Annotated in this window: 23 protein-coding genes; 16 read left to right on the forward strand and 7 right to left on the reverse strand. The window is 58.2% G+C overall.

The window, feature by feature from the left end:
- The 4 genes from crcB to ftsK form a co-directional block, all read right to left on the reverse strand.
- Positions 1-375: a fluoride efflux transporter CrcB gene (gene crcB / locus BT119_RS14890; RefSeq protein ID WP_003317947.1), complete on the reverse strand. Its 375-nt coding sequence runs from the start codon at positions 373-375 to the stop codon at positions 1-3.
- On the reverse strand, positions 375-1,697 hold the full coding sequence (locus BT119_RS14895; protein WP_003405078.1) for a replication-associated recombination protein A: 1,323 nt from the start codon (positions 1,695-1,697) through the stop codon (positions 375-377). Before BT119_RS14895 ends, crcB begins: the two co-directional genes overlap by 1 nt.
- 18 nt (positions 1,698-1,715) lie before the next feature.
- A complete protein-coding gene (gene lolA, locus BT119_RS14900; RefSeq protein ID WP_003371767.1) occupies positions 1,716-2,339 on the reverse strand; it encodes an outer membrane lipoprotein periplasmic chaperone LolA in 624 nt (207 codons plus the stop codon).
- Between the two features lie 76 nt (positions 2,340-2,415).
- Complete coding sequence (ftsK, locus tag BT119_RS14905; RefSeq protein ID WP_058417278.1) at positions 2,416-4,821, reverse strand: DNA translocase FtsK; 2,406 nt, start codon at positions 4,819-4,821, stop codon at positions 2,416-2,418.
- A 468-nt stretch (positions 4,822-5,289) separates the two neighbouring features.
- Between ftsK and aat the strand changes: the two genes are divergently transcribed.
- The 3 genes from aat (at position 5,290) to infA (ending at position 7,055) form a co-directional block, all read left to right on the forward strand.
- Positions 5,290-5,979 (forward strand): leucyl/phenylalanyl-tRNA--protein transferase, encoded by a 690-nt coding sequence (aat, locus tag BT119_RS14915; RefSeq protein WP_003371763.1) that lies wholly within the window; start codon positions 5,290-5,292, stop codon positions 5,977-5,979.
- 48 nt (positions 5,980-6,027) lie between these two features.
- Positions 6,028-6,735, forward strand: coding sequence for an arginyltransferase (locus BT119_RS14920; protein WP_003371761.1), 708 nt, complete (start codon positions 6,028-6,030; stop codon positions 6,733-6,735).
- A 101-nt stretch (positions 6,736-6,836) separates the two neighbouring features.
- Positions 6,837-7,055: a translation initiation factor IF-1 gene (gene infA / locus BT119_RS14925; RefSeq protein ID WP_002553999.1), complete on the forward strand. Its 219-nt coding sequence runs from the start codon at positions 6,837-6,839 to the stop codon at positions 7,053-7,055.
- Positions 7,056-7,172: 117 nt separating this feature from the next.
- Here the strand turns inward: infA and clpA are convergent, their stop codons facing one another.
- Together clpA and clpS are read right to left on the reverse strand one after the other, a co-directional pair.
- Entirely contained in the window at positions 7,173-9,446 is a 2,274-nt protein-coding gene (clpA, locus tag BT119_RS14930) for an ATP-dependent Clp protease ATP-binding subunit ClpA (protein ID WP_003371759.1), read from the reverse strand.
- A gap of 30 nt (positions 9,447-9,476) precedes the next feature.
- Positions 9,477-9,839 carry an ATP-dependent Clp protease adapter ClpS gene (gene clpS, locus BT119_RS14935; RefSeq protein ID WP_003405085.1) on the reverse strand — a complete coding sequence of 121 codons (363 nt, stop codon included), beginning with the start codon at positions 9,837-9,839 and terminating at the stop codon, positions 9,477-9,479.
- 218 nt (positions 9,840-10,057) lie between these two features.
- On the opposite strand from clpS, the gene BT119_RS14940 reads away from it, so the two are divergent.
- Complete coding sequence (locus BT119_RS14940) at positions 10,058-10,342, forward strand: cold shock domain-containing protein (RefSeq protein WP_032609879.1); 285 nt, start codon at positions 10,058-10,060, stop codon at positions 10,340-10,342.
- 617 nt (positions 10,343-10,959) lie between these two features.
- Positions 10,960-13,182 (forward strand): NADP-dependent isocitrate dehydrogenase, encoded by a 2,223-nt coding sequence (locus BT119_RS14945; protein ID WP_044308824.1) that lies wholly within the window; start codon positions 10,960-10,962, stop codon positions 13,180-13,182.
- Positions 13,183-13,333: 151 nt separating this feature from the next.
- Here the strand turns inward: BT119_RS14945 and BT119_RS14950 are convergent, their stop codons facing one another.
- Positions 13,334-14,215: an alpha/beta fold hydrolase gene (locus BT119_RS14950; protein WP_054081085.1), complete on the reverse strand. Its 882-nt coding sequence runs from the start codon at positions 14,213-14,215 to the stop codon at positions 13,334-13,336.
- Between the two features lie 303 nt (positions 14,216-14,518).
- On the opposite strand from BT119_RS14950, the gene BT119_RS14955 reads away from it, so the two are divergent.
- From BT119_RS14955 to BT119_RS15005, 11 genes are all read left to right on the forward strand, one after another.
- Positions 14,519-15,424 carry a LysR family transcriptional regulator gene (locus BT119_RS14955; RefSeq protein ID WP_024663379.1) on the forward strand — a complete coding sequence of 302 codons (906 nt, stop codon included), beginning with the start codon at positions 14,519-14,521 and terminating at the stop codon, positions 15,422-15,424.
- A 42-nt stretch (positions 15,425-15,466) separates the two neighbouring features.
- The gene (locus BT119_RS14960) at positions 15,467-15,913 is read left to right on the forward strand and encodes an NUDIX hydrolase (RefSeq protein WP_003350322.1); all 447 of its coding nucleotides are present in this window, start codon (positions 15,467-15,469) and stop codon (positions 15,911-15,913) included.
- Positions 15,914-15,973: 60 nt separating this feature from the next.
- Positions 15,974-17,104: a tRNA 2-thiouridine(34) synthase MnmA gene (gene mnmA / locus BT119_RS14965; RefSeq protein WP_011168961.1), complete on the forward strand. Its 1,131-nt coding sequence runs from the start codon at positions 15,974-15,976 to the stop codon at positions 17,102-17,104.
- Complete coding sequence (gene hflD, locus BT119_RS14970) at positions 17,104-17,724, forward strand: high frequency lysogenization protein HflD (RefSeq protein WP_003405097.1); 621 nt, start codon at positions 17,104-17,106, stop codon at positions 17,722-17,724. The genes mnmA and hflD overlap by 1 nt, the downstream gene beginning before the upstream one ends.
- 131 nt (positions 17,725-17,855) lie before the next feature.
- Positions 17,856-19,226, forward strand: a complete 1,371-nt coding sequence (purB, locus tag BT119_RS14975) for an adenylosuccinate lyase (RefSeq protein WP_003371741.1) — start codon at positions 17,856-17,858, stop codon at positions 19,224-19,226.
- 60 nt (positions 19,227-19,286) lie between these two features.
- Entirely contained in the window at positions 19,287-20,453 is a 1,167-nt protein-coding gene (locus BT119_RS14980; protein ID WP_065349569.1) for a ribosomal protein uL16 3-hydroxylase, read from the forward strand.
- Positions 20,446-20,868 carry a GNAT family N-acetyltransferase gene (locus tag BT119_RS14985; RefSeq protein ID WP_003371737.1) on the forward strand — a complete coding sequence of 141 codons (423 nt, stop codon included), beginning with the start codon at positions 20,446-20,448 and terminating at the stop codon, positions 20,866-20,868. The genes BT119_RS14980 and BT119_RS14985 overlap by 8 nt, the downstream gene beginning before the upstream one ends.
- Before the next feature lie 185 nt (positions 20,869-21,053).
- Positions 21,054-21,797, forward strand: a complete 744-nt coding sequence (locus tag BT119_RS14990) for a secretin N-terminal domain-containing protein (RefSeq protein WP_072366212.1) — start codon at positions 21,054-21,056, stop codon at positions 21,795-21,797.
- Between the two features lie 528 nt (positions 21,798-22,325).
- On the forward strand, positions 22,326-23,651 hold the full coding sequence (aceA, locus tag BT119_RS14995; RefSeq protein ID WP_058396340.1) for an isocitrate lyase: 1,326 nt from the start codon (positions 22,326-22,328) through the stop codon (positions 23,649-23,651).
- 463 nt (positions 23,652-24,114) lie between these two features.
- A complete protein-coding gene (locus BT119_RS15000) occupies positions 24,115-24,528 on the forward strand; it encodes an NADH-quinone oxidoreductase subunit A (protein WP_002554011.1) in 414 nt (137 codons plus the stop codon).
- 10 nt (positions 24,529-24,538) lie between these two features.
- Positions 24,539-25,213, forward strand: coding sequence for a NuoB/complex I 20 kDa subunit family protein (locus BT119_RS15005; protein WP_002554012.1), 675 nt, complete (start codon positions 24,539-24,541; stop codon positions 25,211-25,213).
- Positions 25,214-25,246: the final 33 nt, after the last annotated feature.

Raw genomic sequence — 25,246 nt, forward strand, 5'->3', positions numbered from 1 at the left:
TCAAAGTCTGGTCAGGGACAGGCCAGCCCAGGTTGCGAGCAGCCCGCCGAATACGCTGATACCGGCATAGCCGAGGGCCAGCGGTACCTGCCCGCTTTCCAGCAGGCGCAGCGTATCCAGTGAAAAGGATGAAAAGGTCGTCAGACCGCCTACAAAGCCGACAAGCAAGCCGGCACGAATTTCGATGGGCACTTCCGGACGCAGCAGGAACAGTCCGTACAGTACACCTATGATCAGGCACCCGACGATGTTGACCGCCAGCGTCGCCGCGTAAAAATAACGTGGCCAGTTGGCGCTGACCCAGGTGCCAGTCGCAAAGCGCAATAATGTACCAGCGATCCCGGCAATCGACACCGCAAGAATAGTCTGAATCATCACTTTCTCCGCTTACGAGGGCTGGCATCGTCCAATGCGTTCAGATGCCTGAGCTTTTCGCCGATCTTGAGTTCCAGACCGCGAGGTACAGGCTGGTAATACTGCCGTGGCTCCAGCTCGTCTGGAAAGTAGTCTTCGCCAGCCGCATAAGCATCGGGCTCGTCATGGGCATAGCGATATTCTTCACCGTAACCGAGCTGCTTCATCAGCTTGGTAGGCGCATTGCGCAAGTGCAGCGGAACCTCCAGCGAACCGTGCTCGCCCGCTTCACGCATGGCCGCCTTGAACGCCATGTAGACCGCGTTGCTTTTCGGCGCGCAGGCGAGATAGACAATGGCCTGCGCGACCGCCAGTTCGCCCTCGGGACTGCCGAGGCGCTCCTGTACATCCCAGGCGGACATGCACAACGGCAGCGCACGAGGATCGGCATTACCGATGTCTTCACTGGCCATGCGCACCACGCGGCGCGCCAGATACAGCGGATCACAGCCGCCGTCGATCATCCGCGCAAACCAGTACAGGGCCGCATCGGGATTGGAACCGCGAATCGACTTGTGCAGCGCCGATATCTGGTCGTAGAACGCCTCGCCGCCCTTGTCGAAGCGGCGTCGACTGTCACCCAACAGGCTCTGCAGCAGCCCGACATCGATTTCGCTGCCGTCTTCGGCCAGATCCGAGGCGTTCTCCAGCAGGTTGAGCATGCGCCGACCGTCGCCATCGGCGGCGGACATCAGAATCGCAAACCCCTCATCGCTCAGGGTCAGCTGCCGCTTGCCCAGCCCGCGCTCTTCGGTCAGGGCACGGTTGACCAGCTTGCGCAGCGCCGCCTCGTCCAGGCTTTTGAGCACGTAGACACGCGCCCGGGACAACAGGGCGTTGTTGAGTTCGAACGACGGGTTTTCGGTGGTCGCGCCGATAAAGATCAGCGTGCCGTCCTCGACGTAAGGCAGGAAGGCATCCTGCTGTGACTTGTTGAAGCGGTGCACTTCGTCGACGAACAGGATAGTGCGCTTGCCGTACTGTCCGGCCTGTTGACGGGCGACTTCGACGGCCTGGCGGATTTCCTTGACCCCGGCGAGCACTGCCGAAACCGTCTCGAAGTGCGCGTCCGACACTTTGGCCAGCAGCTTCGCCAGGGTGGTTTTACCGACGCCGGGCGGGCCCCAGAAAATCATCGAGTGCAGTGCGCCCTGCTCCAGCGCCTCACGCAGCGGCTTGCCGTGGGCAAGCACATGTTCCTGACCGACATATTCATCCAGGTTGGTAGCACGCAAACGTGCAGCCAGAGGCTGAGCTATCGGTTCGCGGCTGAACAGATCCATGGTCAGAAATCGGCCCTTTTATTCTTGAATGACATCAGCGCCCTTGGGAATCTGAAACTGAAACTTGCTGGCTGCGATCGACTCGTTGGCCTTGACCCCGGTGAACAGGATATTGGTGCGCTGACCCACGCTATCGATCAACTGCATGTCGTTGATGATACCGTTGCGAAACGACAGGCGCAGACTGTCGAACAGCGTGTCCTTGGTCTTGGGCTTGAGCACGAAATCGATCACGCCACCCGCCTCTTTCGCGGTGATGTCGAAGCTTTCGCTGATCTTCGACACATCACCGGACAACAGCAAGGCTGGAGTCTGGGTCAGACGCTGGTCGAGCTTCTTGATCGTGACCTGCTCCAGATCAGGGTCCCACAGCGAGACTTTCTTGCCGTCCGAGACCATCAACTGCTCCTGTGGCGCATCGGTATGCCAGTTGAACAGGCCTGGGCGTTGCAGGGCCATTTCGCCGGTGGTTTCCTGCAACTGAGTACCGCCACCGTCCAGCGTCAGTTGCGAGAAACGAGCGGTCAGGGTCTGGGATTTCTCCAGCAACTGAGTCAGGCGCGCCACGTCTTTGCTGTCGGCATGGGCGGGGATCATGGAGAAGGTCAGTGCGGTGGCCAACAGCATGCGGATAAGGCGCATTGGATTCCTCTTTGAAGTCGATGATGATGCGACAGCGTGACATGCACGCCGTCGCCGCAATACGGGGTGATAAAAATCAGTCGCGCACCGGCCCGGGGGCCAGGACTTCGCGCGAACCGTTGGTATTCATGGAGGTCACGACCCCTGCCATTTCCATCGCTTCGATCATGCGCGCTGCGCGGTTATAGCCGATTTTCAACTTGCGCTGTACGGCAGAAATCGAGGCGCGACGGCTTTCCAGCACGAACTTGACGGCCTCATCGTAAAGCGCGTCGCTTTCGCTGTCTTCACTGCCTTCGCCGCCACCGCCATCAAAGCCGCTGCCGGGCTCTTCGACGCCAGCGAGAATATCGTCGTTGTAGTCCGGGGAACCTCGCAGCTTCCAGGCTTCTACCACACGATGCACTTCTTCATCGGAAACGAACGCGCCATGCACACGGATCGGCAGGCTGGTGCCCGGCGGCATGTACAGCATGTCACCGTGGCCCAACAGTTGTTCGGCGCCACCCTGGTCGATGATGGTCCGCGAATCGATCTTGCTCGACACCTGGAACGCCATACGCGTCGGAATGTTGGCCTTGATCAGACCGGTGATCACATCCACCGACGGACGCTGGGTCGCGAGGATCAGGTGAATCCCCGCCGCACGCGCCTTCTGGGCGATACGCGCGATCAGCTCTTCGACCTTCTTGCCGACGATCATCATCATGTCGGCGAACTCGTCCACCACCACTACGATGGTCGGCAGCTTGCTCAGCAGCGGCGCTTCGTCATGAATGCTTTCGCGCTTGTACAGCGGATCGGCAAGCGGCTCGCCGGCATCCTGAGCTTCCTTGACCTTCTGATTGAAGCCGGACAGGTTACGTACGCCCATCTTCGCCATCAGCTTGTAGCGGCGCTCCATCTCGGCAACGCTCCAGCGCAAGGCGTTGGCGGCGTCCTTCATGTCAGTGACCACCGGACACAACAGGTGCGGAATACCTTCGTAGATGGACAGCTCGAGCATTTTCGGGTCGATCATGATCAGCTTGGCGTCTTCCGGGCCGGACTTGAACAGGATCGACAGGATCATGGCGTTCACACCCACCGATTTACCGGAACCGGTCGTACCGGCCACCAGCAGGTGGGGCATCTTCGCCAGATCGGTAATCACCGGCTTGCCACCGATATCGTGGCCCAGCGCCAGGGTGACGGGCGACTTGGCGTTATCGTATTCGGGTGTGGACAACACCTCGGAGAAACGCACGATCTGGCGGTCTTCGTTAGGGATCTCGATACCGACGGTGGTCTTGCCCGGAATCACCTCGACCACACGAACGCTGGTCACGGCGAGCGAGCGCGCAAGGTCCTTGGCGAGGTTGGAAATGCGGCTGACCTTGACGCCGGCAGCTGGCTGGATCTCGTAGCGAGTAATTACCGGACCGGGATGGATGGAGTCTACCGACACCTCCACACCGAATTCCTTGAGCTTGATTTCCAGCAAATGACCGACGGCCGCCAGAGACTCCGGGGAATAGTTGAGCTGCTTCTTCTCTGCCGGGTCGAGGATGGAAATCGGAGGCAGCGTGCCTTCCACTGCGCTGTCCACGAACAGCGGGGCCTGCTTTTCCTTCATGACGCGCTTGCTGGGCTCTACAGGCTTCGAAGGCGCTGGCGCGATGACCGCAGGCACGTGCTTTTCGCGCTCGGTCATGTGTTTGCTCAACGACGCTTCACGCTCCACCAGGCGCTCTCTGGCCTTGGCCTGCTCGCGACGATCGGGCGCCACAGGCGCCACCACATCGTTGACACGCATGTCCACCTCACGCAACTGCGCAACCATCTGCTTGCGCTCGGCACGGGCGGTCCACCAGCGGTTCGCAGCGCCTTGAAACAGTTCGAACAGATCGAGGGTGATCTTGCCGGTGACATCCATCACCTTGAACCAGGACAGGTCGGTAAACACCGTCAGGCCGAACAGAAACAGGGCAATGAACAGCAAGGTGCTGCCTTGAATATTCAGGGCTTTCTTGGCCAGATCGCCGAGCACTTCGCCCAGCACACCGCCTGCCGAACCGGGGAAACCGGCCGAAAAATGGAAGTGAATATGCGCCAGCGCAGCACCCGCGAGGATCAGAAACACCAGTCCGATCAGACGCCAGGAAAACAGCCAGCCGCTCCATTGCCAAGGCTCATGGCGATGGCGAAACACCTGCCAGGCCTTGATCGCCAGCAACAGTGGGAAGATGTAGGCGAAGTAGCCCAGAACCATGAACAGAATATCGGCACAGAACGCACCTGCACGCCCTGCGGCATTCTGAACCTGCGCCGCATTGCTGCTGGTGTGGCTCCAGCCGGGATCGCTCTGATCGTAGGTCAGCAAGGCCATCATCAGATACAGGCACAGTGCGCCAAAGGCGATCAGGGCCCCTTCCTTGAGCCGGTAGTGCAATTGCTGCCGCCAAAGCGGGACAGCGCTGGGTGCGGGGGTGGATTTCTTCAAAACGCTTTATTTCCTGCGCGGTAGCGCGAACATCTCGTTGATTGACCAGAAACGGCTGTCGGACGGCACTGACGGCTCCCGAATGGACAGGGAGCGCAGACAGCGGGAAAGCCTGTCGACAGACGCTTGAATGATAACGCCCAAAACAGGCATTGTACGGCTTTACAGCCACTTGAGTCTGTACGAAAACACACCATCTCCACTTCAGACGGTCACGCAAGACACAACATGCTTTCACCTTCACTGATGATGTTCAATTTGAGCATGCATTACGTTTTGTGACAAAGGCTTATGCCGTGTTTCTATCAACGGCCCGCAACTTGAACGACCATACGACCGCTGCGAGGCTCGCGCCCTACCGCATGCACAAGGTACGCGCCATAATGACAACCGCTTGTGACCACGCCTGTCGCACAGAGTTGCACTTACAGACAGGTGCGCCCTCCCCTTCCGCAAAGTTGTGATGCCATGCTGACCTGGTTGAACCGCAACAGCCTCGATTTTCCGCCACTGGAAAAAGCCCTCCGCGAACCCAACGGCTTGCTTGCCGCAGGCGGAGACTTGTCGGCCGATCGCCTGATCAGCGCCTATCGACACGGCTGCTTTCCCTGGTTTCAGGACGGTCAGCCGATTCTCTGGTGGTCCCCCGATCCGCGCACTGTGTTATTTCCCGAAGAACTGCACGTCTCGCGAAGTCTTGGCAAGGTTCTGCGCCAGTTGCGCTATCGGGTGACCTTCGATCAGGACTTCGCCAGCGTGATCACGGCCTGCGCCGCCCCTCGCAGTTATGCCAACGAAACCTGGATAACCGGCTCGATGCAGGAGGCCTATATCGAGCTGCACCGCCGTGGACATGCGCACAGCGTCGAGGTCTGGGATCAGGATGAGCTGGTCGGTGGGCTTTATGGCTTGGCAATGGGCCAGCTGTTTTTCGGCGAATCGATGTTCAGCCGGGCAGATAACGCCTCCAAGGTCGGCTTTGCCACCCTGGTAGAGCATTTGACTGAATGGGGATTTGTGTTGATCGACTGCCAGATGCCCACTCAGCATCTGCACAGCTTCGGCGCGCGCGCCATTCCTCGGCAGACTTTCGCCGATTACCTGTCCCGCCATCTTGATCAGCCGACCGACGCTGACTGGTCAGCTAGGCGAGTTTGACAGGCTGGCATACACTCATGGGTAAGGATTCACCATTAGGCGACGACCATGACAGAGCTGGCGAGGCTGAAGTTTTATGCCACTCAACCGCACACCTGCAGTTACCTGCCCGAAGAGCAGGCGACGACCCTGTTTCTGGACCCCAGCCAGCCGATGGATGTACAGGTCTATGCCGACCTGTCTGACATGGGTTTTCGCCGCAGCGGTGATCACCTTTATCGCCCGCACTGCCAGAACTGCAGCGCGTGTGTACCCGCACGCATTCCGGTAAGCCTCTTCGTTCCCGACCGTCAGCAAAAACGTATTCTGAAACGCAATGCCGACATTCAGGTGCAAAGCGCCAAACCTGTTTTCACTCAGGAATACTTCGATCTTTATCAGCGTTATATTGAACAACGGCACGCTGACGGCGACATGTTCCCGCCGAGCCGGGAGCAATTTTCGACATTTCTGGTTCGCGACCTGCCTTTCTCGCGCTTTTACGAATTTCGTGTCGATCAACGTCTGCTGGCAGTTGCCGTCACCGACCTGCTGCCCAACGGGCTTTCGGCAGTCTATACGTTCTACGAACCCGATGAAGAACGCCGCAGTCTGGGCCGTTACGCCATTTTGTGGCAGATCGCCGAAGCGGCCAGGCTGCAACTGCAGGCGGTGTACCTCGGCTACTGGATCAAGAACTGCAAAAAGATGAATTACAAGACTCAATATCGCCCCATCGAGCTGCTCACCAATCAAAGATGGGTCACTCTGTATTGAACCCCTTGGCTTAAACTGGTTTTTTCGGGCACAATGCACGCCGCTTTTGCCTGGCGCCACTTGCACCGGGCCACTCATTTGTATACCGAGGGCTTTACTGCATGTCGAAAGAAGACAGCTTCGAAATGGAAGGCACTGTCGTCGACACCCTGCCCAACACCATGTTTCGCGTGGAGTTGGAAAACGGGCACGTCGTAACCGCGCATATCTCCGGCAAGATGCGCAAGAATTACATCCGTATTCTGACCGGTGACAAAGTGCGTGTAGAGCTGACGCCCTACGACCTGAGCAAAGGGCGCATCACCTACCGCGCTCGCTAAACAGGCATTAACGAAAACGCCCGGCATAAGCCGGGCGTTTTTGTATGCCTGTTTTTTACAATCGATGTCCTCGACGTGCCCCGCATCCGTCAATGATGCGGGGCGAGGCGTCGGCTATCAGGCCATTTCTGCCGTGGTTTCGAAATCGAAGGTGATCTCGCCATCCTTGATATCGATGTGAACCACGCCGCCATGTTCTGACAGTTCGCCGAACAGGATCTCTTCGGCGAGAGGCCGTTTGATCTTGTCCTGAATCAGGCGAGCCATCGGTCTGGCACCCATTGCCGCATCGTAACCACCCTGCGCCAGCCAGCTTCTCGCCGCCTCGGACACTTCGAGCAGTACGCGCTTGTCTTCCAGCTGGGCCTGAAGCTCGGTGAGGAACTTGTCAACCACGCTCTTGATGACTTCGTGGCTGAGGCGACCGAACTGAATGATGGTATCCAGACGGTTGCGGAACTCTGGCGTGAAGCTCTTCTTGATCACTTCCATCGCATCGGACGAGTGGTCCTGATGCGTGAAACCGATCGAAGCGCGCGCAGCAGACTCAGCCCCGGCGTTGGTGGTCATGATCACGATCACATTGCGGAAGTCCGCCTTGCGCCCGTTGTTGTCGGTCAGCGTACCGTGGTCCATCACCTGCAGAAGCAGATTGAAGACTTCCGGGTGAGCCTTTTCGATTTCATCGAGCAACAGCACACAATGTGGCTGGCGGGTAATGGCCTCGGTCAGCAGACCGCCCTGGTCGAAACCGACGTAACCCGGAGGCGCACCGATCAGACGGGAAACAGTATGCCGCTCCATGTACTCGGACATGTCGAACCGGATCAACTCGACGCCCAGTGCCTTGGCCAACTGACGCGCCGCCTCGGTCTTGCCGACGCCCGTAGGACCGGCGAACAGGAACGAACCGACCGGCTTGTCAGGCGACTTGAGGCCTGCACGGGACAGCTTGATCGCAGTCGACAACGAATCGATGGCCGCATCCTGCCCGAAGACAGTGAGCTTGAGATCGCGCTCCAGGTTACGCAGCAGTTCCTTGTCGGAGCTGTTGACGTGTTTTGGCGGAATGCGCGCGATCTTGGCGACAATGTCTTCGACCTGAGGCACATCGATGCGCTTGACGCGCTGCTCGACAGGCTGCAGACGCTGATAGGCACCCGCCTCATCGATCACGTCAATGGCCTTGTCAGGCATATGACGATCATTGATGTAGCGCGAGGCGAGCTCGGCGGCGGCGCGCAGGGCTTCGTCGCTGTATTCGATGCTGTGATGCTGCTCGAAACGGCTTTTCAGGCCGCGCAGGATACCGATGGTGTCCTCGACCGAAGGCTCGGAAACATCGACTTTCTGGAAGCGACGCGCCAAGGCACGATCCTTCTCGAAAATCCCGCGAAATTCCTGAAAGGTCGTCGAACCGATGCAACGGATCTCGCCGGAAGACAGCAGCGGCTTGAGCAGGTTGGAAGCATCCATTACCCCGCCGGACGCTGCGCCAGCACCGATGATCGTGTGGATCTCGTCAATGAACAGGATCGCCTGAGGACGCTTGCGCAGTTCATTGAGCAACGCCTTGAAGCGCTTCTCGAAATCGCCGCGGTATTTCGTCCCGGCCAGCAACGCGCCCAGATCGAGCGAGTAGACGACGCTGTTGGCAAGCAGGTCAGGCACCTGATTGTCGACGATGCGCTTGGCCAGACCTTCGGCGATGGCCGTTTTACCGACACCCGCTTCACCGACCAGCAAAGGATTGTTCTTGCGGCGACGAGCCAGAATCTGTGCCACCCGCTCGACTTCGCTTTCGCGGCCGACCAGTGGATCGATGCGCCCCTGACGCGCCAACTCGTTCAGATTGCTGGCATAGGCATCCAGAGGATTGCCTGAGGAAGATGCTTCACCGCCCTCGTCGTCCTGCATATCCTGTTCACCTTCAGAAGAGTGTTCGCCATGCCCTGGAACCTTGGAGATACCGTGGGCGATATAGTTGACGACATCAATCCGGGCCACGCTCTGCTGCTTGAGCAGAAATACGGCCTGGCTTTCCTGCTCACTGAAAATCGCAACCAGCACGTTGGCGCCGGTCACTTCGCGCTTGCCGGAGCTCTGCACGTGGAAGACTGCCCGTTGCAGCACGCGCTGAAACCCGAGCGTCGGTTGTGTCTCGCGGTCCTCGTCATGAACGGGGATCAGCGGAGTGGTGGAGTCGATGAACTCCTGCAGATCATGCTTGAGTTTATCGAGGTTTGCGCCGCAGGCACGCAGTACAGTGGCTGCAGCCTCATTGTCCAATAGAGCCAGCAGGAGATGCTCGACCGTCATGAACTCATGACGCTTCGAACGTGCCTCCTTGAAGGCAAGATTGAGGGTGACTTCGAGCTCACGGTTTAACATAGCTTCACCTCATACCCAAGTGGTCGGCGTTTAACCGTCCTTCTCGATCTCACAGAGTAGCGGATGCTGGCTCTCCCTGGCGTATTGATTGACCTGCATTGCCTTGGTCTCGGCGATGTCGCGGGTAAACAATCCGCAGACTGCCCGTCCCTCTGTATGGACGGCCAGCATGACTTTGGTAGCCAGCTCACGATTCAGGTTAAAAAACACCTCGAGCACTTCTACGACGAAATCCATCGGGGTGTAGTCATCGTTGAATAAAACCACCTTGTACATCGGTGGCGCCTGCAGGGTCGGCTTGGCGTCCTGCACCGCAATGCCCGCCGAGTCGTCCTCGTGCGACTGCGGATCATCCTGATTGAATGTTAGTCGAATCTTGCTGAATGCATGCATGGAAAGAAATGTTCGTTTGAGGGCGGATTGAGCAATTTAGTCGCAGTCTGGACGGTTTTTAAATGGGCTGCCACATGACCTTGACTATCAGCTAAACGGTGTTACAACCAATAGAGCCCACATTGGGTAAAAAGGGTCCGCACAGTCAACCAAAATTTTTTGGGTGGGTAGCGGATTGAAGTGGATGATACTCCTGACGGAGTCCTTTGCAGAGGGAGATGGTGATGATTGAAGGAAAAGTCAAGTGGTTCAACAATGCAAAAGGGTTTGGGTTCATAAACGCTGAAGGCAAGAGTGACGAGGACCTGTTCGTTCATTTCTCGGCTATCGAAATGGAAGGTTACAAAACCCTCAAGGCTGGCCAGAAAGTCAGATTTGAAGTCGCCCACGGCCCTAAAGGGCTGCAGGCAATAAAAATCAACAGCTCGGAAGAGAAAAAGCTGGATCCGGCAAAGGACACGCAGCCGCTGCTTCAGCAGGACCACGCTCACGCGGACGCCTGATGCTCGTGTTGAAAAAGTCAGTTGATGTATAACGGCAGCCATCAGAGCAGCCGAACTGCCAGAAGCACGCAATGAGCTTTGCCGGACACATAAAGAGACAGCTATGTTGGTCTGCTTTATACCCGTCGCGCTCCACAGGGTATCGAATTAGCGGTTGTTGCACCGCGGATGCCCAGACTCCAGGACGTTCATATGGCCTGCGCAGCCCAGCCCGTACAATGGAAGTTCGCCCCTCTCCCATCGAATTCGTCCTACCTTCAGGCCTGCTGGGGCCGATGCGCCAGCCACTCCGAGTGCCTGTCTGGCAAACCGCACGTTCGACCAACGGCGGATATTCATTTTTCGATAGCTCGCATAGCATTAATGCTTGGTGCCAATGGTTTGATATACTCGCGCCGTGACCGCAGAGTCATCAAGGCCGACCCGTCCGAATTCTGACCCTCGGCCTTCCTTATGCGTCGGGCTGCTACCTGACCCGACAGCTTGACGCTCGACTGATGCACCCAACATCACCGCGAATAAACCTCGACCTGGCTCATGGCCGAACCGTGGGCAAGCGCGCTTAGAATGCGCGTATCGAGATTTTGTGCATGCTCAGCAAAAGAGAGTTAATACGAATGTCCAACCGCTCGAAGATCATCTACACCTTCACCGACGAAGCTCCGGCCCTCGCCACCTACTCCCTGCTGCCTATTATCGAAGCGTTCACAGCGACCTCCGATATCGACGTGGAAACACGCGACATTTCTCTGGCGGGCCGTGTTCTTTCCAGCTTCCCGGAATTGCTTGCCGACAAAAAAGTGCCGGATCATCTCGCCGAGCTGGGCAAACTGGCTACCACGCCAGAAGCCAATATTATCAAGCTGCCTAACATCAGCGCCTCGGTCCCGCAATTGAAGGCGACCATCAAGGAGCTTCAGAATCAGGGCTACAACATCCCTGACTACCCTGAAAATCCTGCCACTGACGCGGAAAAAGAAACCCGCGCACGCTACGACAAGACCAAGGGCAGCGCCGTGAACCCGGTTCTGCGCGAAGGCAACTCCGATCGCCGCGCCCCGCTGTCGGTCAAGAACTACGCGCGCAAGCACCCGCACAAGATGGGCGCCTGGTCAGCTGACTCCAAGGCTCACGTTGCACACATGAGCAACGGCGACTTCTACGGCAGCGAAAAAGCCGCCGAGATCGCGGCCGACAATACCGTCAAGATCGAACTCGTCGCTCAGGACGGCACCACCACCGTCCTGAAGGAAAAAACCGCCGTCAAGGCTGGCGAAGTCGTCGACTGCTCGGTCATGAGCGCCAAGGCCCTGCGCAGCTTCATTGCTGCCGAAATCGAAGACGCCCGCAAGCAGGGCGTGCTGTTTTCGGTGCACTTGAAAGCGACCATGATGAAGATCTCCGACCCGATCATGTTCGGCCAGATCGTCGACGAGTTCTACAAGGATGCGCTGACCAAGCACGCTGATACGCTCAAGCAGATCGGCTTCAGCCTGAACAACGGCATCGGCGACCTGTACGAGCGCATCACTAGCCTGCCCGCTGACAAGCAGGCAGAAATCAAGGCTGATATCGAAGCGGTCTACGCCGTTCGCCCACAGCTGGCGATGGTCAATTCCGACAAGGGCATCACCAACCTGCACGTGCCGAGCGACGTCATCGTCGACGCCTCAATGCCGGCAATGATTCGTGACTCCGGCAAGATGTGGGGCACAGACGGTCAGTTGCACGATGCCAAGGCCGTGATTCCGGATCGCTGCTACGCCACCATCTATCAGGCAGTCATCGAAGACTGCAAGAAAAATGGCGCATTCGACCCGACCACCATGGGCAGCGTACCGAACGTCGGCCTGATGGCTCAGAAGGCCGAAGAGTATGGCTCCCACGACAAGACGTTCCACATTCAGACCAACGGCGTTGTTCGTGTAACTGACAGCCAGGGCAACCTGCTGATGGAACAGAAGGTCGAAGCGGGCGATATCTGGCGCATGTGCCAGGCCAAGGACGCACCGATTCAGGACTGGGTGAAACTGGCCGTCAATCGTGCCCGCGCCAGCAATACCCCGGCTATCTTCTGGCTGGATTCGTCCCGCGCCCATGACAGCGTGATGATCGAAAAAGTGCGCAAGTACCTGGGCGACCACGACACGTCGGGCCTGGATATCCAGATCCTGTCACCTGTCGACGCGATGAAGCTGACCCTGGAACGCACTCGCGCAGGCAAGGACACCATTTCGGTCACCGGTAACGTACTGCGCGACTACCTGACCGACCTGTTCCCGATCATGGAACTGGGCACCAGCGCGAAGATGCTGTCGATCGTTCCGCTGATGAACGGCGGCGGCCTGTTCGAAACCGGCGCAGGTGGTTCGGCTCCGAAGCACGTGCAACAGTTCGTCGAGGAAAACTTCCTGCGCTGGGATTCGCTGGGTGAATTCCTGGCTCTGGCAGCGTCCCTCGAGCATCTGGGCCATGCCTACAACAATCCGAAAGCACTGGTTCTGTCCAAGACCCTCGACCAGGCCACTGGCGAGTTCCTGGACCGTAACAAGTCGCCTTCGCGCAAGGTCGGCGGTATCGATAACCGCGGCAGCCACTTCTACCTGACCCTGTTCTGGGCTCAGGCACTGGCTGCTCAGAACGACGATGCAGACCTCAAGGCGCAGTTCGCACCTCTGGCGAAAACCCTGACCGACAACGAAGAAAAAATCGTTGCCGAGCTGAACGCGGTTCAGGGCAAGCCGGTAGACATTGGCGGCTACTACTTCCCTAACCCGGAAGTCACCAGCAAGGCCATGCGCCCGAGCGCCACGCTCAACGCGGCTATCGCCGCGCTGTAAGAGGCAATCCGAGGCGGTGCATAAAAATGCACCGCCTCGCAAAAAAATCCCCGGCCTGTTGCCGGGGATTTTTTTACCCATGAAAAATTTCAGTTACAGGTTTGATCTCGCAAGCCTGGGAGATCCCTGCTCAAGAACATGATTGCCCCCTTCAGCTTTTCAGCGCGCGCGAAAGAAAGTCGCGAATGTATTCAGCGACCTCCGGCGCGTGCGTTTCCAATGCAAAGTGGCCTGCATCCAGCAGATGCACTTCAGCCGCCGGGACGTCCTTGCGAAAAGCATGCGCGCCCGGAGGTATGAACGCAGGATCATGCTTGCCCCAGACCGCCAGCAAGGGTGGCTGATATTTGCGCAGGTATTCCTGAAACGAGGGGTAAGCCGCTACGTTACTGCGGTAGTCGAGAATCAGATCAAGCTGGATCTCTTCTGCGCCCGGCCGCGCCATATACAGAATGTCGAGGTTGCAGCCATCGGGAGAAAGCTTTTCAGGATCGGCTCCCGTACCGTATTGCCAGTCCCGGATGACTTGCGGTGACAGCGAGGCGCGACAGGCTTCACGATTGGCTGCCGAAGGCTCGCGCCAATAGGCTTGCCACGGGCCCCATTGATCGCTGAATCCCTCCAGGTAGGCATTGCCGTTCTGACTGATGATTGCGGTGACCTTCTCCGAGTTCGCCGCTGCGAGCCGCAAACCTGTCGGTGCGCCATAGTCGAATATGTATAACGCATACTTCTTCAGGCCCAGCGCCTCGGTGAAGCCCTCGATTACCTTGTAAAGGTTTTCGAATGTGTAATCGAACTGCCCGCGCGGTGGTGCTTTGGTATTACCGAATCCGGGCAGATCGGGAGCGATCAGGCGGTACTGACTCGCCAACAATGGCATCAGGTCACGAAACATGTGACTGGCACTCGGGAAACCATGAAGCAACAGCAGCACCGGGGCGTCCTTGGCTCCGATTTCGCGATAGAACACATTGACGTCCCCTACCTGCTGAGTGTGAAACGTCACGCGGAAGGCATCATCAATGCTCATTGCACTTTCCCTGGATAGAGGTTTATTGCTTGCAGAAGCGGCGCTCACCAACGACGCCCCGAGAGCAGAAGCAGCGCCTAACGCTGACGCCTGTAAAACCTTGCGCCGACTGACACCGGATGCGGCATTTTCAGCGTCGACTGAACCGGAATTTTTCATAGCAGAGTCTGACCGGGCTGGATGAATGAGTCGCCATCCTAGTCATTGCAACTGGACTGCAGAATTACCGAAAAAATCAATTCACCCTTTCAATTTCTGAAATGCTGATACGATTTCGCATCTTTCGTGGCAAGCAGGCTGCCTATGGACCGTATTCAGGAAATGACGCTTTTTGCCGGACTTGCCGAGCAAACCAGTTTTGCCGGGGTAGCCCGCCATTTTGGCCTGTCGACCGCCACGGTAACCCGGGCTGTCGCGAGTCTGGAGAGCCGCCTGGGCATCCTGCTGGTGGTGCGCACCACTCGCAACATGCGGCTCACCGAGGCGGGCCAGCGCTTCGCCGCTGATTGCCGCCGACTGCTTGCCGACCTTGATGAGGCTGAAAGCGCGGCAGGCGGCTTGCATGCAGTGCCAGGCGGCCTGCTGACGATCACCGCACCCCAGATGTTCGGCGCGCTGCATGTCGTGCCCGTAATGACGAGCTTTCTCGAGCGTTTTCCGGCTGTGGACATCCGTGCCATTCTGGTCGACCGAGTAGTGTCCATGCTCGATGAGGGCGTCGACGTGGCCGTCAGGATCGGTGCCCTGCCCGATTCGTCTCTGACCGCAATCCCGACAGGTAGCGTGCGGCGCATGGTTTGCGCATCCCCGGCCTATCTCGAAAAGCATGGAGTTCCGCAGCATCCCGACGATTTGCGACAGCATTCGACGGTTTCAACCACCACCGCCGAACGCCCGCCTCAATGGCTTTTCCGGATCGATGACAATAATTATTCGGTCGATGTCGCCTCGAGACTCAGCCTGACGTCTTATCAGGCGGCGATCAGCGCAGCATTACAAGGATGGGGGCTGACCCAGGTGCCGTACTATCAGATACGCGATCACCTGCAGGAAGGCAGGCTCAAGTGTGTTCTGGAGACGTTCGAAATAACGCCGGAACCGGTTCACGTTGTTTACCTGGAGGGCCGTCGTCGCTCATCCAAAGTGCGAGCCTTTGTGGACTTCTGCGTCAGCGCCCTGAGGCATGACCTGCAGTTCGAGCACCAATAAGCTGTTACGGCTGACCCAATCCCCTGCAAAGAGACCATTACCATGACCTGGCAAGCCCACGTTACCGTCGCCACCATCGTCGAAGATCAAGGCCGCTTTCTTTTCGTTGAGGAAATCAAAGGCGGACGCGCCGTACTCAACCAACCCGCCGGACACCTGGACCCGAACGAAAGCCTGCAACGTGCCGCCGTGCGTGAAACCCTGGAAGAAACCGGCTGGGACGTCGAATTGACCAGCGTGGTGGGCATCTACCTGTACACCGCGCCGAGCAATGGCGTGACCTACCAGCGAATCTGCTTTGCCGCCAAGGGCCTGCGCCACCACCCGGAGTATCAACTCGATGAAGGCATCGTCGGCGCAGTCTGGCTGACTCGCGATGAGCTAGTGGCCCAACAGGAGCGCTGGCGCAGCGAGCTGGTATTGCGTTGTCTGGACGACTACCTCGATGGCGAACATTTCAGTCTCGACCTGCTGCGCGACAAGGCGTGAGACTCGACGCCCTCAGCCTGATAGAATCGCGTCCTTTTACAGGTCAGCCGTTGAACCCCCATGCGTGATCCAGCCCCCTCGAACTCAGAAATGAAGCGCGTCATAGTCGGCATGTCCGGCGGCGTGGACTCTTCCGTTTCCGCCGTACTGCTCATGGAGCAGGGTTATCAGGTGGAAGGCTTGTTCATGAAGAACTGGGAAGAAGACGACGGAACGGAATACTGCACCGCCCGCGAAGACCTGGCGGACGCCCAGGCCGTGTGCGACAAGATCGGCATCAAGCTGCACACGGCCAACTTCGCGGCCGAGTACTGGGACAACGTCTTCGAGCACTTCCTTGAAGAGTACAAGGCCGGGCGCACCCCAAACCCGGACATCCTGTGTAACCGCGAAATCAAGTTCAAGGCGTTTCTCGACTACGCACTGATGCTGGGCGCTGACCTTATCGCTACAGGCCATTACGTGCGCCGCCGTGATATCGATGGACGTACCGAGCTGCTCAAGGGCCTGGACCCGAACAAGGACCAGAGCTACTTCCTGCACGCCGTTGGCGGCGAGCAGATCGCCCGGACGCTGTTCCCGGTTGGCGAACTGGAAAAACCGGAAGTCCGGGCCATTGCCGAAAAACACGGCCTGGCCACTGCCAAGAAGAAGGATTCCACCGGAATCTGCTTCATTGGCGAGCGCCGCTTCACTGATTTTCTGCGCCAGTACCTGCCCGCCCAGCCCGGCGAAATCAAGACCACCGAGGGTGAAGTCATCGGTCGTCACAGCGGCCTGATGTACCACACCATCGGCCAGCGCCAGGGCCTGGGCATCGGCGGCCTCAAGGACGCCAGTGATGATCCGTGGTACGTGCTGGTCAAGGACCTGGACAACAATGAACTGATTGTCGGTCAGGGCAATGATCACCCCTGGCTGTTTTCCCGTGCGCTGGTTTCTTCGGAAATCTATTGGGTCAACCCGATCGACCTGAGCAGCCCGCGCAAGCTCACCGCGAAGGTCCGTTATCGTCAAGGCGACCAGCCGTGCACGCTGGAAAAGACCGCCGACGGTTACCGCGCCACATTCGATGACCCGCAGCGCGCCGTCACCCCCGGCCAGTCCGTGGTGTTCTACGACGGCGAAATCTGTCTGGGCGGCGGCGTGATCGAAATTGCCGAACCCTGGACCAGCAAGGACAAGCGTTGATGAGCCCGACTCAGGAACAACTGATCGCTCTGGGCGGTGTATTCCAGGCCGCCGTGCTGGTCGACCGGATCGCCAAGACCGGTCAGATCAGCGAAGCAGCCCTGAGCTGCATGCTCGGCAGCCTGCTGGTGGTCGACCCCAAGGATACGCTGGACGTTTACGGCGGCGACGATCTCAACCTGCACGAAGGCTATCGCGCCATGGCCAGCGCCCTGGAACGTGACCCGGCAACCTTGCAACGCGAACCGTTGCGCTACGCCCTGTCGATGCTCGGCCTCGAGCGCCAGCTGGCCAAGCGCGATGACCTGCTTGAAGTGATCGGCAAACGCATTCCGGTGATTCAGTCCCAGGTCGAGCATTTTGGCATCGCGCATGAGAACGTGATTGCCGCGACCGGCGCGCTGTACCAGGACACCCTGAGTACCTTGCGCCAGCGCATTCAGGTACAAGGCGACATGCGTAACCTGCAGCAGCCGAACAATGCCTCGAAGATTCGCGGCATTCTGCTGGCCGGTATACGCTCTGCCCGCCTGTGGCGGCAAGTTGGCGGTCATCGCTGGCAACTGGTGTTCAGCCGCCGCAAGTTGTTGAAAGAACTCTACCCATTGCTGCACGGCTGACCCGCCGCGCGCCAATGACCTTCACCACCCCAGGCACGACGCTGTCTACGCTGGTCGGCGGGCTCCGGTCCGACTGACTTTTCATGTATGATATGCGCCCTTTTCGTCGCCCGACTGTCCGAGAGCATCCCATGCAGCTTTCTTCGCTCACTGCGGTTTCCCCTGTTGATGGCCGCTACGCCGGCAAAACCCAGGCCTTGCGCCCTATTTTCAGCGAATACGGCCTGATCCGTTTCCGCGTGATGGTTGAAGTTCGCTGGCTCCAGCGTCTTGCGGCTCACCCGCAAATCACCGAAGTCCCGGCCTTCTCCGCGCAAGCCAATGCCATCCTGGATGCCCTGGCTGAAGACTTCTCCGTGGAACATGCCGAGCGCGTCAAGGAAATCGAGCGCACCACCAATCATGACGTGAAGGCTGTGGAGTATCTGCTCAAGGAGCAGGCTGCCAAATTGCCAGAGCTGGAAAAGGTCAGCGAGTTCATCCACTTCGCCTGCACCAGCGAAGACATCAACAACCTGTCTCACGCACTGATGCTGCGCGAGGGTCGCGACACCGTAGTGCTGCCACTGATGCGCCAGATCGCCGACGCCATCCGCGAGCTGGCGATTCGCTTTGCAGACGTGCCGATGCTGTCCCGCACTCACGGCCAGCCCGCCTCCCCGACCACACTGGGCAAGGAGTTGGCAAACGTCGTTTACCGCCTCGAGCGCCAGATCAGTCAGATCGCAGCAGTCCCGTTGCTCGGCAAAATCAACGGCGCAGTCGGCAACTACAATGCCCACCTCTCTGCCTATGCAGACATCGACTGGGAAGCCAATGCGCGGGCCTTCATCGAAGACGAGCTGGGCCTGGGTTTCAACCCGTACACCACGCAGATCGAACCGCACGACTACATTGCCGAGCTGTTCGACGCCATTGCCCGCTTCAACACCATCCTGATCGACTTCGACCGCGACATCTGGGGCTACATCTCGCTGGGCTATTTCAAGCAGCGCACCATTGCTGGCGAAATCGGCTCCTCGACCATGCCGCACAAGGTCAACCCGATCGACTTCGAAAACTCCGAAGGCAACCTGGGCATCGCCAACGCACTGTTCCAGCATCTGGCGAGCAAGCTGCCTGTGTCCCGCTGGCAGCGTGATCTGACCGACTCCACCGTACTGCGCAACCTGGGCGTCGGCTTTGCCCATAGCGTCATTGCCTACGAAGCCAGCCTCAAGGGCATCAGCAAGCTGGAACTGAACGAGCAGCGCATTGCCGCCGATCTGGACGCTTGCTGGGAAGTTCTGGCAGAGCCGATTCAGACCGTCATGCGTCGTTACAACATCGAAAACCCGTACGAAAAACTGAAAGAGCTGACACGCGGCAAGGGCATCGGCCCTGAAGCGCTGCAGACTTTCATCGACGGCCTGGACATGCCTGCCGAAGCCAAGGCCGAGCTCAAGAAGCTCACGCCTGCCAATTACATCGGTAACGCAGCCGCTCAGGCCAAGCGCATCTGACACGCAAAAAAATTGCACACGCCCGGCTGTGCCGGGCGTTTTCATTTCAAGGGCTTACACATGAATCCTGATATTCCTCTACAACTTCTGGGCGGCATCACTGCTCGCGTTTTCCTGCGTGACTACTGGCAGAAAAAACCGCTGCTGATCCGCCAGGCTCTGCCGGACTTTCAAAGCCCGATCGACGCGGACGAGCTTGCCGGCCTCGCCCTGGAAGAAGAAGTGGAGTCGCGCCTGGTCATCGAAAACGGCGAGCGCCCGTGGGAGCTGCGTCGTGGCCCGTTCGCTGAAGACGAATTCAGCAAACTGCCCGAGCGCGACTGGACGCTGCTGGTCCAGGCCGTGGACCAATTCGTTCCGGAAGTCAGCGAGCTGCTGGAAAACTTCCGCTTTCTGCCCAGCTGGCGGATTGACGATGTGATGATCAGCTACGCAGCCCCTGGCGGCAGCGTCGGTCCGCACTTCGACAACTATGATGTGTTCCTGCTTCAGGGGCATGGCAAACGCCACTGGCAGATCGGCCAGATGTGCGATGCGGAAAGCCCGCTGCTGCAGCATGCCGACCTGCGCATCCTTGCCGAATTCGAGAAGACCGAAGAGTGGACGCTGGAACCGGGCGACATGCTTTATCTACCGCCGCGCCTGGCGCACTGCGGCGTCGCCGTCGACGACTGCCTGACCTACTCGGTCGGTTTCCGTGCACCAAGCGCCGCCGAAGTCCTGACTCACTTCACTGACTTCCTCAGCCAGTTCATACCGGACGAAGAGCGCTACACCGATGCTGACGCCCAGCCGGTCAGCGATCCTCATCAAATCCAGCATGAAGCGCTTGATCGCCTGAAAACGCTGCTGGCCGAGCACATGAGTGACGAACGCCTGCTGCTGACCTGGTTCGGCCAGTTCATGACCGAACCGCGCTACCCGGAACTGGTGACCGGCCCAGAGCTCGACGAACAGGACCTGCTCGACAGCCTTGAGCAGGGCGCGGTGCTGATTCGTAACCCGAGCGCACGGCTGGCGTGGTCTGAAGTCGATGACGATCTGCTACTGTTTGCCAGTGGCCAGAGCCGCCTGCTGCCAGGCAGCCTGCGTGATCTGCTCAAACTGATCTGTGCCGCCGATGCATTGCACAGCGAAAACCTTGGCCAATGGTTGGCCGATGACGAGGGGCGCAATTTGCTTTGCGAACTCGTAAAACAAGGAAGCCTGGGATTTGCCGATGAATAAAGTCACTGTAACTGTCGCCCAATGGCAGAAGAACAACGCCGATATCCGGCGCATACGCGATTCGGTATTCATTGCCGAACAATCGGTGCCGCCGGAACTGGAGTGGGATGCCGAAGACGCAGGTGCCGTGCATTTTCTCGCGTACGAGGGTGAATATGCGGTGGGCACTGCCCGACTGCTGCCCGATGGCGAGATCGGTCGCCTGTCAGTCCTGAGAGACTGGCGTGGCCTGAAGGTCGGCGAGGCTCTGCTGGGTGCAGTGATCCATGAAGCCGAACAGCGTGGGCTCAAGCCGCTCAAGCTGAGCGCTCAGGTGCAGGCCGTCGAGTTTTATCAGCGCTTCGGCTTTTCGGTTATCAGCGACGAGTTTCTCGAAGCCGGCCTGCCACACGTTGATATGCTCCGCGAAGCGTGATCAACGCAGTTATGTAGGCGTTTGCAGCGGCACTACATGATGATCGCCCTGCTCTTTTTCGCTCGCCCCCTCAAGGTCGAACCGAAAAGCCGCAGGGCATTTTTATGCCTGACCATTCAGCTTGATTGCCTGCAGCCGACACAGTGGCACAATCATGCTTTACGCGCTCACCGCGGAGAATGAACATGTCAGTACGCAACTTGCTCAATGCAGCACTCACCTCGATGCTGATCGTCTTCAGCACTCAGGTCTTCGCGGCGACCGAAGTCGTCCCGCTCAACTACCGCACCAGTGCCGATCTGTTGCCGGTCGCCAAATCCTTTCTGGGGGACGAAGGCACCGTCAGCGCCTACGGCAATCAATTGATCGTGAATGCAGAGTCACGCAAGATCGAAGAACTTCGCGCTTTGATCTCGCAGCTCGATACGGCACCGAAACGCTTGCTGATCAGCGTCGACACCAGCGACAGCGCGACCCGCAGCAGCAGTGGCTCGCGGGTTATTCAGTACGGTACCGCCAGCCGTGAAGGCGGCGTGCAACAAGTGCAGACCAGCGAGGGCACCCCTGCACTCATACAGGTGGGCCAGAGTGTGCCGCTGACCTCTTCATCCACGGACGCGTACGGATATTCCCGAAGCGACACCGAGTACCGCAATGTAACCCAAGGGTTTTACGTCACGGCCAGCGTGACCGGCGACACGGTTCACCTGAGTATCAGCACCAATCATGACCGCATGAGCCAGGAGCGACCCGACGCTATCAAGGTGCAGAGTACTGACAGCCAGGTCAGCGGACGGCTGGGAGAATGGATCACACTGGCGAGCAACAGCAATGAATCCGTCGCGGATCAAAGTGGCCTGGCGCAACGCTATTCCACACAGGGTCGTGACGATATGATTTTGCGTGTAAAGGTCGAAACCCTCGAATAGCCTGCACGGGCTGAAAACCCAATACTTACGGGCCTTTTGATGACTGCCCGGTCTACTTTTCACAAATATGTAGTGATTTAAAAAAAGCACTACAAAACGTTTGACGCCCCCCTGAAGTGCGAGGCATGATTGCCTCGCTCCCGCTAATCAGAGGCTTTGCAAAAAGCCTTCGAGTCGCCGCTCTCACACACCCGCAGAGCCGATTCGTGTCCGCATCGCCCACAAGGCAGTTTGACGAGGTTGCGACTGGAACGAAGTTGTCCCGAGGGACGGAAGCGTAAACGGTAACCCGGCAAGGCCGACGGTGATGCACAACGCCACTGCAGGCCCGACTGTCCACCTGACAGCCTCATGTCCGGACGCCCGCTCTCCCCTCGAGCACCTCATTCACCCGTCGCGCCACTCATAACGTGCGGCTTCAGGCAAAACCCCGGATCAGCGAGCAGCCATCTACCGTGCCTTCGATAAACGAGGCGTTTTGGCGGAGCAGGACTTTCCAACGAGACCTACTTCTAGAGGTTTATCACCATGGCACTGACACGCGAACAACAAATAGCGGCTCTCGAGAAAGACTGGGCTGAAAATCCGCGCTGGAAAAACGTGACCCGTACTTATTCCGCTGCAGATGTGGTCCGCCTGCGCGGCTCGGTTCAACCCGAACACACCTTTGCACGGCTGGGCGCGGACAAGCTGTGGAACCTGGTGACCCAGGGTGCCAAACCGTCCTTTCGGCCGGACAAGGATTTCGTCAATTGCATGGGCGCCCTCACCGGTGGCCAGGCTGTGCAGCAGGTCAAGGCCGGCATTCAGGCCATCTACCTTTCCGGCTGGCAGGTCGCCGCCGACAACAACTCTGCCGAGTCCATGTACCCGGATCAGTCGCTGTACCCGGTTGACTCGGTGCCTACCGTGGTCAAGCGCATCAACAACTCGTTCCGCCGTGCCGATCAGATCCAGTGGAAAGCCGGCAAGGCGCCGGGCGACGAAGGCTACATCGACTACTTCGCTCCGATCGTGGCAGACGCGGAAGCCGGATTCGGCGGTGTACTCAATGCCTATGAGCTGATGAAAAACATGATCGAGGCCGGTGCCGCCGGGGTGCACTTCGAAGATCAACTGGCTTCAGTGAAGAAATGTGGCCACATGGGCGGCAAAGTGCTGGTCCCGACTCAGGAAGCCATACAGAAACTGGTCGCTGCACGCCTGGCCGCCGACGTGGCCGGTGTACCGACCATCATTCTGGCCCGGACTGATGCCAACGCTGCCGACTTGCTGACATCCGATTGCGATCCGTACGACAAGCCATTCGTGACCGGCGAACGTACCCATGAGGGGTTCTACAAGGTTCGCGCCGGCCTCGATCAGGCCATCGCACGCGGTCTGGCGTACGCGCCCTACGCCGATCTGATCTGGTGCGAAACCGCCAGGCCGGATCTGGACGAGGCACGCCGCTTCGCCGAGGCAATCAAAAAGGAATACCCGGATCAGTTGCTGTCCTACAACTGCTCGCCGTCCTTCAACTGGAAGAAAAACCTCGACGACGCAACCATTGCCAAATTTCAGCGCGAGCTGTCGGCGATGGGGTACAAGCACCAGTTCATTACCCTGGCAGGCATTCACAACATGTGGCACAGCATGTTCAATCTGGCGCATGACTACGCCCGCAACGACATGACCGCCTACGTGAAGCTGCAGGAACAGGAATTCGCCGACGCTGCCAAGGGTTATACCTTCGTGGCTCACCAGCAGGAAGTGGGTACCGGCTATTTCGACGACATGACGACCGTGATTCAGGGCGGCGTATCGTCGGTAACCGCACTCACCGGCTCGACCGAAGAAGAGCAATTCCACTGATACACCGCGCAACGCGTTGAAAACACAGGCCGTCCGTCAGGGCGGTCTGTCTTTTGTGTCAGAAGGTGCCGGTATTGATTTCGGACAATATGCAGTTGCCGGGCGAATGCTACAAAAGGCGTACTTTATAATCAGTACCGTTACCCACTATGCGCCGACTACCGAACGCTGAACTATCAAGACCACTTCAAATGATATTAATTATCATTCAAATTGCGTTTTCCTGCTTTTCTCGGTCAAGAAACATAATTAACGAAATCCCCGCTGATGCCCGCCCGGCAGGCCCTGCAGCCTCCCTGAAAGGCCTTGGGCAATTAATTCCGTAAATAAATTTGATGTAGAAAATTTACTTGCCAACTGTTTGCACATAAAATCAATCCGTTGACCGCACTGCGACATTTCGTCACTGCCTCGACTCTTTATCAAGCACAGAGACCTTTGCTCTCTAACAAGGACTGACAGCATGCCCGAATCGACAGGTCTGATTGCCCATAACTGGGGCTTCGCCATTTTCCTTTTGGGTGTTGTCGGCCTTTGCGCCTTCATGCTCGGTCTCTCCAGCCTGCTCGGAAGCAAGGCCTGGGGCCGCAGCAAGAACGAACCTTTCGAATCCGGCATGCTGCCTACCGGCAGTGCGCGCCTGCGTCTCTCCGCAAAATTCTATCTGGTCGCGATGCTTTTCGTGATCTTTGACATTGAAGCCCTCTTTCTCTTTGCCTGGTCTGTGTCCGTCCGCGAAAGCGGCTGGACCGGATTCGTCGAAGCTCTCGTTTTCATAGCAATTCTGTTGGCAGGTCTTGTCTACCTATGGCGGGTTGGTGCTCTTGACTGGGCTCCTGAAGGTCGCCGTAATCGGCAAGCGAAGCTGAAACAATGAGGCTTTGGCGATGCAATATAATCTCACCAGGATCGACCCGGACGCTCCTAACGAGCAGTACCCCATCGGCAAACGGGAAACCGTTTCCGATCCGTTAGAAGATCAAGTCCACAAAAACATCTACATGGGCAAGCTGGAAGACGTGCTGAACGGTGCGGTCAACTGGGGACGTAAAAACTCCCTGTGGCCCTACAACTTCGGCCTGTCGTGCTGCTATGTGGAAATGACCACCGCCTTCACGGCACCCCACGACATCGCGCGCTTTGGCGCTGAAGTGATCCGGGCGTCGCCACGACAGGCGGATTTCATGGTCATTGCCGGTACCTGCTTCATCAAGATGGCGCCGATCATCCAGCGTCTCTACGAGCAAATGCTCGAACCCAAGTGGGTCATTTCCATGGGTTCGTGTGCCAACTCCGGTGGCATGTACGACATCTACTCAGTGGTCCAGGGGGTGGACAAATTCCTTCCCGTGGATGTCTACGTGCCCGGCTGCCCGCCCCGCCCCGAAGCGTTTCTGCAAGGCTTGATGCTGTTGCAGGAATCCATCGGCAAGGAGCGTCGCCCTCTTTCCTGGGTCGTTGGCGATCAAGGCGTGTATCGCGCCGAGATGCCATCGCAAAAGGAACAGCGCCGCGAACAGCGTATTCAGGTGACCAACCTGCGCAGCCCCGACGAAGTCTGATCCAGCCCGTTCTTCTTATAAAAAAGACAAGAA

The sequence above is a fragment of the Pseudomonas sp. NFACC10-1 genome (assembly GCF_900119195.1).
Taxonomy (GTDB): Bacteria; Pseudomonadota; Gammaproteobacteria; order Pseudomonadales; family Pseudomonadaceae; genus Aquipseudomonas; species Aquipseudomonas cerasi.